Origin of the sequence: Campylobacter sp. (genome assembly GCF_030528245.1) — a bacterium.
Lineage (GTDB): Bacteria > Campylobacterota > Campylobacteria > Campylobacterales > Campylobacteraceae > Campylobacter_D.
The window spans coordinates 1-13,927 of record NZ_JAUMZG010000035.1; the positions used below are offsets into that span (position 1 = coordinate 1).

15 protein-coding genes are annotated in these 13,927 nt (G+C 50.8%); 5 read left to right on the forward strand and 10 right to left on the reverse strand.

The annotated features are described in order from the left end of the window. From Q4A73_RS06240 to Q4A73_RS06250, 3 genes are all read left to right on the forward strand, one after another. On the forward strand, positions 1-226 hold a 226-nt coding region (locus tag Q4A73_RS06240), incomplete at its 5' end, for a winged helix-turn-helix domain-containing protein (protein WP_303206594.1). Then, positions 226-999, forward strand: coding sequence for an AAC(3) family N-acetyltransferase (locus Q4A73_RS06245; protein ID WP_303206595.1), 774 nt, complete (start codon positions 226-228; stop codon positions 997-999). The genes Q4A73_RS06240 and Q4A73_RS06245, both read left to right, overlap by 1 nt. Next, a complete protein-coding gene (locus Q4A73_RS06250) occupies positions 996-1,142 on the forward strand; it encodes a hypothetical protein (RefSeq protein ID WP_303206596.1) in 147 nt (48 codons plus the stop codon). Before Q4A73_RS06245 ends, Q4A73_RS06250 begins: the two co-directional genes overlap by 4 nt. A 140-nt stretch (positions 1,143-1,282) precedes the next feature. On the opposite strand, the gene Q4A73_RS06255 is transcribed toward Q4A73_RS06250, so the two are convergent. The 10 genes from Q4A73_RS06255 to Q4A73_RS06300 all read right to left on the reverse strand — a co-directional run bounded on the left by Q4A73_RS06255 (position 1,283) and on the right by Q4A73_RS06300 (position 10,629). Beyond that, on the reverse strand, positions 1,283-2,719 hold the full coding sequence (locus Q4A73_RS06255) for a DUF2920 family protein (protein ID WP_303206597.1): 1,437 nt from the start codon (positions 2,717-2,719) through the stop codon (positions 1,283-1,285). Between the two features lie 80 nt (positions 2,720-2,799). After that, complete coding sequence (locus Q4A73_RS06260; protein WP_303206598.1) at positions 2,800-3,555, reverse strand: DUF2920 family protein; 756 nt, start codon at positions 3,553-3,555, stop codon at positions 2,800-2,802. 29 nt (positions 3,556-3,584) lie between these two features. Continuing rightward, on the reverse strand, positions 3,585-4,244 hold the full coding sequence (locus tag Q4A73_RS06265) for a DUF2920 family protein (RefSeq protein ID WP_303206599.1): 660 nt from the start codon (positions 4,242-4,244) through the stop codon (positions 3,585-3,587). Further along, positions 4,241-4,756: a prepilin-type N-terminal cleavage/methylation domain-containing protein gene (locus Q4A73_RS06270; RefSeq protein WP_303206600.1), complete on the reverse strand. Its 516-nt coding sequence runs from the start codon at positions 4,754-4,756 to the stop codon at positions 4,241-4,243. The genes Q4A73_RS06265 and Q4A73_RS06270 overlap by 4 nt, the downstream gene beginning before the upstream one ends. A gap of 8 nt (positions 4,757-4,764) precedes the next feature. Beyond that, positions 4,765-5,772, reverse strand: coding sequence for a tRNA (adenosine(37)-N6)-threonylcarbamoyltransferase complex transferase subunit TsaD (gene tsaD / locus Q4A73_RS06275; RefSeq protein ID WP_303206601.1), 1,008 nt, complete (start codon positions 5,770-5,772; stop codon positions 4,765-4,767). Next, positions 5,769-7,160 carry a M99 family carboxypeptidase catalytic domain-containing protein gene (locus tag Q4A73_RS06280; protein ID WP_303206602.1) on the reverse strand — a complete coding sequence of 464 codons (1,392 nt, stop codon included), beginning with the start codon at positions 7,158-7,160 and terminating at the stop codon, positions 5,769-5,771. Before Q4A73_RS06280 ends, tsaD begins: the two co-directional genes overlap by 4 nt. 3 nt (positions 7,161-7,163) lie before the next feature. Then, on the reverse strand, positions 7,164-8,234 hold the full coding sequence (gene dxr / locus Q4A73_RS06285; protein ID WP_303206603.1) for a 1-deoxy-D-xylulose-5-phosphate reductoisomerase: 1,071 nt from the start codon (positions 8,232-8,234) through the stop codon (positions 7,164-7,166). After that, positions 8,231-8,941 (reverse strand): phosphatidate cytidylyltransferase, encoded by a 711-nt coding sequence (locus tag Q4A73_RS06290; RefSeq protein WP_303206608.1) that lies wholly within the window; start codon positions 8,939-8,941, stop codon positions 8,231-8,233. The genes dxr and Q4A73_RS06290 overlap by 4 nt, the downstream gene beginning before the upstream one ends. Positions 8,942-8,968: 27 nt before the next feature. Further along, positions 8,969-9,319, reverse strand: coding sequence for a hypothetical protein (locus Q4A73_RS06295; protein ID WP_303206604.1), 351 nt, complete (start codon positions 9,317-9,319; stop codon positions 8,969-8,971). 2 nt (positions 9,320-9,321) lie between these two features. After that, positions 9,322-10,629: an NFACT RNA binding domain-containing protein gene (locus Q4A73_RS06300; protein ID WP_303206605.1), complete on the reverse strand. Its 1,308-nt coding sequence runs from the start codon at positions 10,627-10,629 to the stop codon at positions 9,322-9,324. A gap of 71 nt (positions 10,630-10,700) precedes the next feature. On the opposite strand from Q4A73_RS06300, the gene Q4A73_RS06305 reads away from it, so the two are divergent. Further along, positions 10,701-12,428: a 6-hydroxymethylpterin diphosphokinase MptE-like protein gene (locus Q4A73_RS06305; RefSeq protein WP_303206606.1), complete on the forward strand. Its 1,728-nt coding sequence runs from the start codon at positions 10,701-10,703 to the stop codon at positions 12,426-12,428. A 133-nt stretch (positions 12,429-12,561) separates the two neighbouring features. Beyond that, positions 12,562-13,927 (forward strand): flagellin hook IN motif-containing protein (locus tag Q4A73_RS06310; protein WP_303206607.1); only part of this gene is annotated, 1,366 nt, incomplete at its 3' end.

Sequence of the window (13,927 nt, forward strand, 5' to 3'; positions counted from 1 at the left end):
CACCTACGCGGCCACGACCCTGTGCGAGCCCCAGCTTGGAAAGCGGGGACTTTACATAGAATTTTCGCAAAAAGAGGGCTTTTTGGAGCCCGTGCTTGATTTGCTAGCTTATAGCGATGGGCGGCGGGATTTGTGTGAGATAGCGGGGATCATGGGCTTTCAGGGCTATGAGCTCAAAGACCTAGCTAGGACCCTGCTTGGGGCCGGACTTTTGCGGGAGCTTTGATGGAATTTTTGCAAGCCAAGGATAAAACCCTCACCAAGCGGGACTTTTGTGAGCTTTTGGAGCGCGTAGGAATAGGGCGTGCGGACTGCATTTGCGTGCATACGGAGCTTTTCAATCTGGGCTTAGCACTGGTGAAAAAGGAGCAATTTTTGCACATTTTGCTCTCTAGCTTTAGAGAAATTTTAGGCCCAAAGGGCACGCTCATCATGCCGACCTTCACTTATGATTTTTGTCGGGGCAGGGACTTTGACAAGAGGCACAACAAAAGCACTATGGGTATTTTGACGGAATTTTTCAGACGCCAGGAGGGCGTGGTGCGCACGGATGATCCCATTTATTCTTTCGCTTTGGAGGGGGAGGGCGTGAGAGATTTTTTGCATCAGGCGCGCACTTGCTTTGGCGAGGGCTGCGTGTATGACGTGCTCTCAAAGCGGCGCGGCAAAATCGTGCTTTTGGGCTCGGATGCGGTGGGTTATACCTTCACGCATTTTATCGAGGAGAGGGCGGGGGTGGGTTACCGCTACTACAAAAAATTTAGCGGGAAAATCATCGACGAGCAAGGGATGAGCCGGCATAGCAGCATCTGGCTTTTCGTGCGCCATTTGGAGAGAAAGAGCATTTTTAGCCTAGAAAAACAAAGGCAGATTTTAGAAGAAAGCGAGAATTTCAAGCGGGAAATTTTCGGCAACGCCCCCCTTGTCAGCATCGAGGCGCGCGGCTACTTGGAGGAGACCCTGCGCGCTTTAGAGCGAGATGATAGCGCGCTTTTGTGAGGGACGGTGGGGGAATTTTTCGCGCTAGAATTTTCTGCGGCGCCACGGCGATGGCAGGAGTGCTTTTGTCGGCAGCGAGGGGAATTTTCTGCGAGCGAGATTTTCTAGCGCGCAGGACGGGGCCTGAGTGGCTGAAATTTTGACGCGGCAGGAGGCTTTAAGCTCGGTAGCCTTGCGGACGGGGCAGGGCGGACACTGGCGGCGGCGCTTGCGAGAGGATGGCATGAATTTCGCAGCCGCATCAAACTGGTGCGGCCGGCAGGCTTCAACCGTCGGAGCGTCTTTAAACCTCTACCTTTTCAGCGGATTTTTCGCGCGGATAAGATTTGAGGCGGGTTTTACCCCCCCCCCCGCTTGTAGGGTCTGTGATCTCAAGCGTGAATCGATCCCCGCGGTCCTTGAAGGTGAAAATTTTATCCCCGCAAGGGTAAGCGATCTGGCCCTCCTTCGCGGTGAAGTCCCTGTCCCTGAGTTTTGCTAGCATTTTGGGCAGCTCCTTTTTGAAGACCCTATCGTTAGAAATCCCCCCATGCGTGAGGTCGCGAACCACCCTGCCATCGATGTCGCCCTCATCCTTGAAAAGGTGCAAGGTCGCATCAAAGCCAAGCTCCCTGTAAGCCTCGTATAAGGTTTGTTTGTCCTTAGCGGTGTCAAATTCATCCTGCGCGGAGTGGTAGCTCACAAAAATCGTCCCCCCCCCCCCTGCCTCGCTTTGGATCTTGAGGTGGGCGGCGTTTAAAAGGGCTCGGATTTGAAAGTGCGCGGGGGTGAAAGTCTCTTTCGTCCAGAGGGTCTGCACATAGCAGTCGATAAACAAATGCGGCGTTTGGTTGCTGAACTCCGAATTTCCCACTTCCCTCCCCATGAACATCTCATATTTTGGCAGAGGCGCACAGGCGATATCGATGACGCCCTGGGCGTGCTGGGGGGCGATTTTGGCGATGATGTGAGCGATTTGTCCGCCATAACACCCCCCCCCGTAAATTTTAGGCAGGGCGCCTATGCCTGCTGGCTGGGATCCTCGCTGGGACCCGCGTGCTTCGGGGCTCGCATTGCCCCCAGAATTCTCTCCGCTAGAATTTATCCCGTCGCCAGACTCAGGGCTGGCCCCGCGCGCCTCGGCGCTCACAGATTCCGCACCCGGACGAGGCCAGATCCTAGTTTTCACTTTTTGAAAGCGCTTTTGGATGTCCTTGAGGACTAGGATGTGATCGATGGCTGGCATGATGAGGTAGTTTTGGTAGTCGTTGTTTTTGGGGATGATGGTGTAGCTCAAGCCTCTTAGCTTTTTGTCCGCTTCAAATTTCCCCGCCTCCTTTTGCGTGCGGACTAAATCCTCAAGGCTCGCATAGTGCTCGTTGTAGTTGAATGAGGCGTTGAGGCTTAAATTCAGCTTGGCTAGGAGTTTTTTGAGGCCTTCCACATCTTGGCGGGTGATGAAAAACTCCGCACTATACGCCTCCTCATTGCTCTTGCGGCAAGCAAAGCAGTGATAAAAGACATTGACGACCATGATGGGCAGCTGGGTGGCGAATTTCTTTCGGGTGAAGTCTAGCATCCTGATGTCCGCGTTGCTCCCAAAGCCCCCCACGATGAAAAAAATCCCCTCAAGCTCCCGCTCATCATCATAGCTCACGCGGTATTCAAGCCGTGATTTTCTCTTGATCCCAAGCTCGACATCATCGCAGCCCTTGATAAAAATTTGCGCATCTTTTAGCATCCTCGCTCCTTCAATTTAGCCCATTTTAGCATCCGTGAGAAAACGAGGAGTTTGAGGCGGCGGGGAATTTCTGCGGCGCCTCAGTCCTCGTCGAGCCTTGAAATTTCAAGCCGCATTTTGTGATTTTTCTCGCTGAAGGTGTAAAGCAGCTCGTCGCAGGGGTAGGCGATGCTTTTGTTTTGACTGCGAGGGATGAGGAGGGGGGGATTTGCGGCGGAATTTTTCGCGGCGGGCCTGGCTTGAGAGACGCGGGAGGACACTCGGGCGGGGGAATTTAGCGCGGTGCTGGAGTCGGCACTAGAGGACGCAGCGGCGCGGCGGCGGAGCTTTTCGAGGATGGGGGGTAGCTCTTTGTTGATGAGGGATTTGATGCTCATCCCAAGCCCGTGGTCTAGGGTTTTGATAAATTTGCCATCGATCTCACTCTCATCGCTAAACATGTGCAGGGTCGCATCAAAGCCTAATTTTTGATAAAGCGCGTAAAGCTCTTGTTTTTCGTGCGGCGGGGCGATGTTCTCGTCCCTTGCCGAGTGGTAGCCGACATAAATAGGCTTAGGATAAGCGGCTTGGATTTCAAGGTGTCGGGGCTCTAGGATGTAGCGGATTTTGCGGCGTGCGGGGGAGAAAAAGTTGGGCGAGTGCGGGTTGGTGGTCCAGAAGGTTTTGTCGAAAAAATGGAGTTTGATTTCTTTGAAGGGCGCGCCCACGGACATGAATTTCATATAGTCGACCTCTTTACCAAGGCCTATCAGGCGCCAAGGGAATTTCGCATAGCCTGAATTATCAATGACCATATCCACAGCCCAAGGGGCTATTTTGCTCACCAAATGTGCCAAATAGCCCCCGTGTGATGAGCCTATCATGATCACGGGTAGGGACTTGGCGCTTGAGGGCGCGGTGGAATTTGCCGCAGCGCTAGAATTTGTCGAGTGCTGGGTCGACCCCCCCCCCCCGCTATTTCAAAGGGCGGATTTTTCTGCACGAAAAAGAGGGCGTTGAGCACATCAAGGGCGGACATCACGCCGAAATTATTATGCTCTCCCCTAGCCGGAGCGATGGTGGCGGTGAGCGTGGGGTGGAAGTGGGGGGCGAGCTTTCGGGCGGCTTTGAGCTTTAGAATTTGAGCGTTGAGGGCTTCTAGGAGCATTATCATTTTTTGCTCGCTGTAAATTTGCGAAGAGGGCATTTTGAAGCGCAGACTCTTGCAATTTTCCTCCCAAATGAGCCTGTCGATCGCGTCCAAATAATAATCCGAGCCCGTGAGACTGCGGTTGCCGATGCAGTGGTAGTTGATGCTTAGCACCGCAGCCTGATACTGCGTGGCTACAAATTGTGCCAAATGCTCGCGGTAATTCTCATCAGCATCATTGCCAAGGCCGGGTATGATGCAAATCAAGGCCCGAATTTCCGCGCTATCCTCCCAGCAGAGCTTGAATTCTAGCTTGGGATTTTTCTCGCTGGAGCGGGGTAGATCAAGCTCGACATCATCGCAGGATTTGATTTTGTAGCTTTTATTGATGATCATGGGTGCGTTCCTAACAGGAGGTAGGTTTTGCTAGCTAGGGCCTTGAAATTCTCATTTTGACTCAGGGCCACGCAGGTTTTATTTTGCGAAGGGCTTGTAAAATCAAGCCCTCCAAGTGTGTCCGCACTCGCCCCTGTGGCGATATTTTTGATGGCGTTTTTCATCGCGGGGTTGGTTGAGAGCCCCATCAAAACAAAGCTCCCTCCTTGCACGAAGATGAATTCCACACAACGCGCATCGTTTCCAACCTTAAAGCCCACATCTTGCAAATTCTGCCCCAAATCCACCGCCTCAATCTCCGCGATGTTGCTCATCGTTTTGGTGGGGGCTAGGGCGTCGTTTTTCAGGGCGTAAATGCTGGTATCGTTGATGAAGGTTCTGAGATTGTTGAGGGCCTTGGCTATGGCGGCTTCGTCCTTGCTGGAGCTTAGTTTTGGCAGGGCGATGGCGGCTAAAATCCCCAAAATGATGATGACAAAAACAAGCTCCAAAATGGTAAAGGCTTTTTTCATTTTTCCTCCTAGATGCGGCTTAAATTTTGATTTTTCGGGCTGAGGATGTCGGCGTTTAGGGCCGCAAATTCACCCCTTTTAAAGCTCTCAACCGCCGCCCTTGCTATCATGAGGGCATTGTCCGCGCAAAATTCAAGCGGCGCGAGGTGAAGCGTGGCGCTGTATTTTTCACAAAGGGTCCTGAGATGGGCTCGGAGCTTTAAATTCGCGCTCGCCCCCCCCACCACGCCAAAATGCTTAAAGGCGTGAATTTTAAAAAGCCTCTCGCACTGCCTCAAAATGTGCCCGCAAGCTGCCTCCTCAAAGGCGTAAGCGACCTCGCTTTTTGTTTCATCGTCTAAATTTTCGTGCTTTAAAAGCTCAAGGCGCACCTGATTTTTAAGCCCCGAAAAAGAAAAGGCAAGCTCCTTAGAACGCAAGAGGGGGATGGAGAATTTCAGGCTTTTCTGCTGGGCTTTTAGGGCTAGCTTTTGCACCGCCTCCCCGCCCGGATAGCCAAGCCCTAGCATCTTAGCGACCTTGTCAAAGCTCTCGCCAAAGCTATCGTCTGTGCTTTGGGCTAGAATTTGCACGCCCCCCGCCTCATCCACAAAAAGCACCATCGTGTGCCCCCCGCTTACGAGCAGGATGCCCATATTTTTTTTGGCCTCGCTTTGCAAAAAAAGGGAGTGGATGTGCCCCACGAGGTGATTGACGGCGATGAGAGGGATTTTGAGGCTAAGGGCCAAAATTTTAGCCATGGCTATACCTCCGACTAGGGAAACGCTAAGGCCGGGCTCGTTGGTAACAGCAATCGCACAAAGCCTCTCAAAATAGTCCCCGCATCGCTCTAAAATCCGCGGCAGAGCCTCACTGTGAAGGCGCGCGGCAAGCTCAGGCACGACCCCGCCATAATTTGAGTGGGCGTTTTCTTGGGAAATTTTTTGATGAAAGTGGCATTCTAGCGTGTCCTTGTCGATGAGGGCGATGGAGCTATCATCGCAGGAGCTTTCTATGGCGAGGATGAGGGTTTTCATTCAAATTCCACAAGCACAGAGCCCAAAAATTTATCCTTGCTTGCGGCGGATTTGAGGGTGGCAAGGTCTAAAGTTTTGGCGTTTTTGATGAGCTTGTCGCCCTTTTTGTAGTCCAAAAGCTGCTGAAATCTCGCCCAGCGCATCTCATAAAATTCCACGCGGTAAATTTTACCCGTATTGTCTAGGGAATACTGCGCCTTCATCTTGCTTTTATCCGCCCTAATATCGCTTTCATCCTTGCCGTGGTCAAAGCCGATGATATTGACACGCACATTTTGAATTTTCGGGATGAGGAAGTACTTTTTCACCGTGATTTTACTCGCAAAGGGCACGGATTTTTCCTGCCCGTCGATGATGAAATCCACCTCCTCAAAGGCATCGCTGAATTCGAGGTATTCGGGGTAGATGCGCGTTTGGAAGCGGTTGCCATACTGCACGAAAAAGCTCGCCCCATCCGCCACGACCGCGGTCAGTTCGTTGCTGGTGCGGTAATTTAGCTCCTTATTGACAGGGAAGGGCAGGTAGGAGATGGTTTTGCGGGGATTTTTGAGAAAGAGCAAAATTTTATCGTCAAAAAGCCGCACTTCAAGCTCCCTATTTATCACGCTTTTCACGCCCTCGGGGCTTAATTCAAAACTACGCTCCCACTCAAGCCCGGCGGTTTTGAGGTAGTTTTCCACCGCCAAAAGATGATAATACGCCCTAAGATGCACGGGCAAATTCTTGCTCGCTTCATTGGCGAAGGCGGCCTTTTTGTTGGAGATGACGAAGTAGGTGAGGGCCTTGAGCATCTCGGTGTCGTTGAGCTCTTGAGTTTTTGTATTTTTGAGAAAATATTTATGCTTGGGATCGGCCAGGGAAGCATTGACGCTATCTACGGTTTGGCTAGCGATGTGCTCGAGGTCGTTGTAGGCGGTGGCGTTGATTTCTTTGGTGTCGATGACGCTAGAATTCCCCCAGCGTTTGGGGTTTTTGAGCGAGTCCTCATAGGTCGGGCGGTAAAAGCCCCAGCCATCGTGAAGGTTGATGACCATACTCACCTCAGGCCTTAAAATGAGGTTTTTAATCCTCTGCACCGTTTCATAGTCGGGATCCTTGGGGCTGATGTTTGCAAATTTGCGGTTGAGGTCCCCTTGCACGCCGCGACTCCTTTTGATGATGCTCTCAAAGGCCAAATTCGGCGCGACGATGATCTTACCCTTCGTGATATTATAGTCGCTCAAAAGCAGGCTCGCCGCGTGAAAGCCCCCCGGCTCATCCCCCTGTATGCCGCCAAAAATCAAAATCGTATTATTATTATCCGCGGGAGCATCGCCATTTTCCCCCACGCTAAAGTCCAAAGCGTGTCCGCCCATCACTAAGGTCAGCAAAAATATTACGATTTTCATCCCTTATCCTTTTAAAAATTCTCTAACTTTCCTGTCGTATTCAAAAATTTGCTCCGTGTCTTCAAGGCGCGGCGTGCCAAAGCGATCCACCGCCTTAAAAACCCCTGCCGCAATGTCCAAAAAGCCGCACCTCCCTCCTAAAAATTTCCCCACCATCACCTCATCGGCCGCATTGATGATCACCCCCAAGTCAGGCGCTTGCAGGAGGGCTTTTTTGAGACCGAAAAGGGGGTATTTTTTTGTGCTGATTTTGTGAAATTTTAAATCAGGAAGTTTAACAAAATCAAGAGGCTTCAAAACGGGCAGTTCCCGGCTTTGAAAAATCGCCTGCGAAATGGCAAGCCTCATGTTTGCCCTTGAAAAATAGGCACTCGTGCCGCCATCTTTGAACTCACACAGGGCGTGGATGATGGAGCGAGGCTCGATGAGGGCGTCAAGCCCCTCAAGGCCAAAAAGATGATAGGCCTCGATGATTTCAAAAAGCTTATTCGCCATCGTGGCGCTATCGATGGTGATTTTGGCACCCATGGACCAGTTGGGATGCTTGAGGGCGTCTTTGGGGCGGACCCTTTTGAGGGCGCTTGTCTTGTGCTTGAAAAAGGCCCCGCCGCTTGCGGTGAGGTAGAGCTTGTTGATGCCCTGCCTGCCCTCGAGGAGGGCATTGAGCGCGGCATGCTCGCTGTCTATGGGGAGAATTTTAGCGCCTTTTAAAAATTTACCCGCCACCACGAGGCTTTCTTTGTTGGCAAGGGCTATGGTTTTGCCAAGTTGGGCGGCCTTTAGGGTGCTTTTAAGCCCCGCAAAACCCACGATGGCGTTGAGCAAAAGCTCATCCTCACAAAGCTCCAAAATCCGCTCCAAGCCCTCCTGCCCGACAAAAACGCTCTCATGCCGCACCAGGGGCTTGTTTTTAGCCTCCTTGATGCCGACAAATTTAGGGCTAAAAAGGGCGATTTGTTTGTTTAAAAGCTGGATATTTTCCCCGCAGGCTAGGGCTGAAATTTTGAGGTCCCTTTTTTGAGCGAGTTTGAGGGCATTGACGCCTATGCTGCCTGTGCTTCCAAAAACTATCATAAAAACACAACCATACCAAGGGCGGCGATGATGATGGCATCGATGCGGTCTAAAATCCCGCCGTGGCCTGGGATGAAATCCCCGCTGTCCTTAAGCCCAGCCCTGCGCTTGAAATAGCTCTCTATCAAGTCGCCTAGCACCGCTAAAACGGACACGCAAAAAGAAAGCGTCACGCAGAATAAAAATTCATGCACAAAAACACCCACCAAACACCCCCCCACAAGTCCGCAAAGCACCCCGCCAATGGCGCCTTCTAGGGTTTTGTTGGGGCTGGTTTGACAAAGGGGTCTTTGGCCAAAATTTTTACCGATGAAATACGCCCCGCTGTCGCAAAGCACGACGATGACGATGAGCCAAAAGATGGCAAAGATCCCCCCGCTAAGATAGACCTGCCACAGGGCCAAAAGGGGCAGGGTGGGGTAGATGTGAATCAAAAGCGGGTTGAAATTCTCGCTCTTTTTATAGGCCAAATACCCGGCCATCAAAGCCACCATCAAAAGCCCGCAAAATAGGACCTTGTCGTTAAAATTTCCCAAGATAAAGGCCAAAAGCGCGGGGAGAGGGGAGGCGCTTTGAAGCGCAAAAAGCCTCTTAGCCTCGCTGAGGCTAAGGTAAAGCAGAAGGGCAAAAACGACAAAATTCACCCAAAAAACATCCATCAAAATGATGAGCAAAACCGCCGCTATCATCACCAGGGCTGAAATCATCTTTGTCTTATCCAACGCTTTTCCTTTTTAAATGCTAATATCAATGTGCGGGATGCCTTGAGCCTTTTCAAAGGCGCTCGTTTCGGCCTCATCTTTTTCATCCTCATCTTCCTCGCTTTGCGCCTCATCCTGTGCTAAATTTTGCTCCTCTTTTTTTTTCTTTTTTTCCTCTTCTTTTTTTTCCTCGACCGCATCGCTGGTTTCTTGCGTTTGCACGACCTTTTCAAGCTTTTCCAAGGCCCTTTCCTTCTCCTTAAACTCCGTCATGTTCAAATGCGCCGCAAAGCCCTCCTTAGCCAGCTCATTGCTAGCCTGAGTGGCGGGATAGGCCATGTTTTGATGGATGAAATTCATATTTCCTATGGGACCGACAGGCATTTTCACTCCTTTAAAGCGGTGAGAGTTTGATACTGACTATAATGCACGAAAGAACCCTCCCTCACCTTGACAAAATTTCTCGTCGTATAATCGACCGCATACGCCCCCGCGCTGAGCCTTGAAAAGCGCACGCAGAGCTTGGCGGCGAATTCTAGCACTTCGGGACTGATTTTTTGTTTATTGTGCGTGATGAAGGTGTGCGGACTTGGATAGTCCTTAACATGCAGCCACACATCGTCTTTTTTGGCGTTTTTAAGCAGGGCGGCGTTGCCTTTTTCATTCTTTCCCACGCAAATTTTAAAATCCCCAAAATAAAAACAGCCAATGTCTTGATTTTTCGTCCCGCTTTTTTCTTGCCTTTTGTTGTTTTGCGGCAGTAAAATTTCAAGCTCAAAAAGGCTCTGGCTCTTTTCGATAAGCTGCCTTAAATTCTGCAAAAATTCCAGCTTACTCTCCAAATTCTGCCTTTGCAGGGAGATGTTTTTGGCCTTTTGCTTGAGTTTTTTGGCCCTCTTGTAGAAGTCGTTGGCACTGAGTTTGGCGCTTTTTTCCAGCACAAATTCAAGCCTCCCACCCTCAAAGTCCTCCAAAAAAAACTCCCGCTCGTATTCTTTAATGCGGCTTAAATTCGCAAAAAGCACGGCGGCTTTTTTTTGCAAAAGCCCCGCCACCCCCTCAAGCTCCTCCTCCCTTTCTAAGGCGTCAAAATGCGCTTTGAGGGCTTGGATTTTTTTAAGAATTTGAGCGTCTTTTTGCGCCCTCGCCCTTGCGATGCGTCGCGTGTTGAGCTCCTTAAATTTCTGCGAAAAATAGTCCTCAAAATGCGTGATTTCTACTCCCGACTCATCCATTTTATAGGGCCTTAGCGCTTCCAAAAACAGCCCCGGCCTCACCTGACGGTAGCTTTTTTCAATGTGCCGCAAGGCCTCAATGACAACCCCCGCCTCGTCCGTGATGATGGCGTTTGTGTTTTTGCCGGTGAATTCAAAATGAATTTTAGCCCTCAGGCTTTTGTAGGACTTTTGCGCGAGCACACTCAGGCACAAAATGCGATTGTTCTCCGCCACGCTAACCTCACAAAGCTGGGCAGCGGTGAAGTATTTTTTCAAGGCCGCATCAAAGGGCGCGTTGTAGCTTTTGCGCCCCATTTCACCCGTGTAAATTCCACTCTCCTCACGGCCCAAATCCACCAAAAAGCTCTTTTTGTCAAGGATGAGCTCGAGCACATTATCCCCGATGCGCCTTATAAAGCTCAGTCGCCTAAAGCCCGAAAAAAAGTCCGCAATCTGCACTAGTTCCCTATACTTCATAATTTCATTATAAGATATTTTTGCAAATTTGTGCTAAAATCGCCCATTTTTGAGTAAGGAAAGCCCCCGCTATGTTTCTTGATGCCAACCTCCACGCTCTTGCTCAAAGCGGCTTTAACCCTCTAGTCTCCAAGCTTCGCGCGCTCAAAGCGGGGGGGGGGGGGGTAGTCCTTGAATTTGAGCCAGAAAATCGCCTCGACCCCATCAGGCAAGCAAGCTTTCGCTACCCCTTCATCATGCTTTATGGCGCGGGGGATGCGGGGCTTTTAAAAAATTTAGCCGCGCATTATGGGCGTATTTTTGTGTTTGAAAGCGCCTTGGAATTTTTGCTCAAAAGCCTTGAAATTGAGGATTTTAGCCAAGAGATCACTGCGGGGAAAATTTATTTTTTAGACCTTTTTGGCGCGGATTTAGAGCGTGATTTAAGCTTTCTTCTTGACCAGCACTATGAGTATTTAGATCTTTATGAGCTCTTCATCGCTTCAAGTTTTTACGAAAGGCATTTTTATGAGCATCTTTTGGCCTGTGATTTGCTTTGCAAAAAGGTCATCACACACCTCAAAAGCGCGCGGGGTCTGTGGGCTAGGGATATACTTTTTAGCACTTATAAAAATTTCCTCTCCAATGTCCCCACCCTGCTACGCCACATCCCCATCAAGCGCATCATTTCCCAGCGCCACGCAGCCTTTGAAACAGCCCTAATCGCCGCGGCGGGACCGAGTTTGGACGAAAATTTAGCCCTGCTAAAGGCGCATCAGGAAAAATTCGTGATTTTCTGCACCGACGGGGCGCTCAAGGCCCTTTTGAGCGAGGGCATAAGGCCTGACTATGTGCTCAACGCCGACATTGATTTTACGGCGCGGGATTTTTTAAGCACGGCTTGTGAGGCGCTTTTCATCTGCGGCTACTCCACCCACCCCAAAACCTTAAAAAGCCTTGAAAATCAGCCCCTAAGCGTGGTTTTGGGCACGGACCCCGCTTGCGCTCTGCCCTTTTTGGAGGACTTTGGCTTTTTGGAGCTTGGCTCTAATGTCGCGCATTTTGCCTACACTCTCGCCATAAAACTGGGCTTCAAGCGGCTCATCATGCTAGGGCAAGACCTTGCCCTGAGTGCGGACGGAGCCTCGCACACGGCCTCTTACGCGCTAGGCAGTGGGGCGGAGGCTGGGTGCGATATCGAGTATTTTAAGGTTAAGGGCGTGGGCGGCGGGGAGGTGATGACGCACACGACTTGGAATTTTTACCTCAAAATGCTAGAAAATCTCATCGCCCTGCATCCGCAAATCAGCTTCATCAACGCCTCAAGCGGTGCGGCGATTGCAGGAAGCATGGAGCGCGATTTTAGGGTGTGCTGTGAGGATTTGAGCGCGCAAAAGCCTCGTTTCCCAGCGCCTGAGAGACTCACAGACAAGCAGGCCCAAAAACTTTTGCAAAAATTCAGGGCCAAAATTAAAGCGGATTTGGACGGAGGCCTGCAAATTTTAGACGAGGCAGAGGAGCTTTTGGCGGCCTTAAAGAGGCTTTTGGAAAGGGACCTGTCGCAAGTGCCCCCGGCACTTTTGTCAAAATTTTTTGAGCTTGTGCTGCGTTTTGATGAGAAAATTTCTCAAGACGCTCCCATCAATGACGGGAAACTTAGCCCCGTTCTCATCCAAAAGGGCGCGTTTCTCAAAAACGCCCTTAAAATTCAAAACGATGAAGCCTTTTTGCGCGCCTTTTTGCTTGCTTATCGGGATTGGCTTGGCCTTTTTAGGACCGAGCTGGATGCGAAACTGAAAAGCGCGCAAGGGCTTTTTTAACCCCTGCCTCACCTTCCTCATTTTGAAATTTTAACCCCCCAACGTCCTTCACCTTTCCCATTCTAGAGCGGAATTTAAAATTGGAACGCTTCTTGCTTATCCTTTCGCAAGCAATATTTTGAAAGGATTTAAAATGGGATTTCGTATCAATACGAATGTCGGCGCACTCAACGCCAAGGCTAACGCGGACTTAAACAACAAAAGCCTAGACACCGCTTTGCAAAGACTGAGCTCAGGCTTTAGGATCAACTCAGCCGCCGATGATGCGTCAGGGATGGCGATCGCGGATTCTTTGCGCTCTCAGGCCTCCACTCTGGGTCAGGCCATCCAAAACGGTCAGGACGCTCAGGGCATCCTCCAAACCGCCGATAAGGCCATGGATGAGCAGATCAAGATCCTAGACACCATCAAGGTCAAGGCAACCCAAGCCGCTCAAGACGGCCAAAGCACCAAGACAAGAAACATGCTTCAAGCCGACATTAACAGGCTCATGGAAGAGCTTGACAACATCGCCAACACGACCGTTTTCAACGGCAAGCAGCTTCTAAGCGGGGGCTTCATCAACCAAGAATTCCAAATCGGCTCCCAGTCCAACCAAACCATCAAGGCGACCATAGGCTCAACCCAAAGCTCCAAAATCGGGCTTACGCGCTTTGAGACGGGGACGCAGGTTATCATAAGCGGCACGGCCTCCATGACCATCAAAAACTACAACGGTATCGATGATTTTAAAATTCAAGATGTCGTCATCTCCACCTCAGTCGGCACAGGACTTGGGGCTCTGGCTGAGGAGATCAATAGGGTTTCTGACAAAACAGGCGTCAGGGCTACCTTCAATGTCCAAACCGTAGGCTCTAAGGCCGTGGAAAAAGGCACTACCGGGGATAATTTTAGCATCAATGGCGTCATCATAGGGAAGATTGCTTACGAGGATAATGACAAAAACGGAGCCCTGCGAGCGGCGATAAATTCGGTCAAAGATACCACGGGGGTGGAGGCGGCCATCGATGAGGAGGGCAAGCTCGTCCTCACCTCCCGCGAGGGTCGGGGCATCAAGATCGATGGGGTGATGGGCTGGGCTGCGGGCATATCGGCGAATATGATGGAAAACTACGGCCGCTTGTCCTTGGTGAAAAATGACGGGCGTGATATAGCCGTAGAAGGGAAGGGCTTTGGCTTTGAGCATGACAAGCTCGTCTCTCAGGCCTCCATCTCCCTGCGCGAAACCAAGGGTCAAATTTCAAAAGAGCTAGCCGAAGCCATGGGCTTTAACTCCATCGATCGACTGGGCTCGGCTCAGGTCGGAGTCTCTGCGATGAGTGTGCTAGCAGGCACAGGCCTCTCCCACCTCACCCACCTCTCCCGCTCTACTGCAAATGGCATGAGCAACTGGAAAACCTCCAAAATCTCCAACGTGGGCTTGATGGTGGATATTGGCCCTGGGCTTGGAAGCCTAAGTAATATGATAAGCAGATTTTCAAGTCTTGGCGTAAGTGCTT

Bases quoted from the DNA above. Each gene is read 5' to 3' on its own strand.
- Q4A73_RS06245 (WP_303206595.1), top strand. From the start codon at position 226: ATGGAATTTTTGCAAGCCAAGGATAAAACCCTCACCAAGCGGGACTTT.
- Q4A73_RS06255 (WP_303206597.1), bottom strand. From the start codon at position 2,719: ATGCTAAAAGATGCGCAAATTTTTATCAAGGGCTGCGATGATGTCGAG.
- Q4A73_RS06265 (WP_303206599.1), bottom strand. From the start codon at position 4,244: ATGATCATCAATAAAAGCTACAAAATCAAATCCTGCGATGATGTCGAG.
- Q4A73_RS06270 (WP_303206600.1), bottom strand. From the start codon at position 4,756: ATGAAAAAAGCCTTTACCATTTTGGAGCTTGTTTTTGTCATCATCATT.
- tsaD (WP_303206601.1), bottom strand. From the start codon at position 5,772: ATGAAAACCCTCATCCTCGCCATAGAAAGCTCCTGCGATGATAGCTCC.
- Q4A73_RS06280 (WP_303206602.1), bottom strand. From the start codon at position 7,160: ATGAAAATCGTAATATTTTTGCTGACCTTAGTGATGGGCGGACACGCT.
- dxr (WP_303206603.1), bottom strand. From the start codon at position 8,234: ATGATAGTTTTTGGAAGCACAGGCAGCATAGGCGTCAATGCCCTCAAA.
- Q4A73_RS06290 (WP_303206608.1), bottom strand. From the start codon at position 8,941: ATGATTTCAGCCCTGGTGATGATAGCGGCGGTTTTGCTCATCATTTTG.
- Q4A73_RS06295 (WP_303206604.1), bottom strand. From the start codon at position 9,319: ATGCCTGTCGGTCCCATAGGAAATATGAATTTCATCCATCAAAACATG.
- Q4A73_RS06300 (WP_303206605.1), bottom strand. From the start codon at position 10,629: ATGAAGTATAGGGAACTAGTGCAGATTGCGGACTTTTTTTCGGGCTTT.
- Q4A73_RS06305 (WP_303206606.1), top strand. From the start codon at position 10,701: ATGTTTCTTGATGCCAACCTCCACGCTCTTGCTCAAAGCGGCTTTAAC.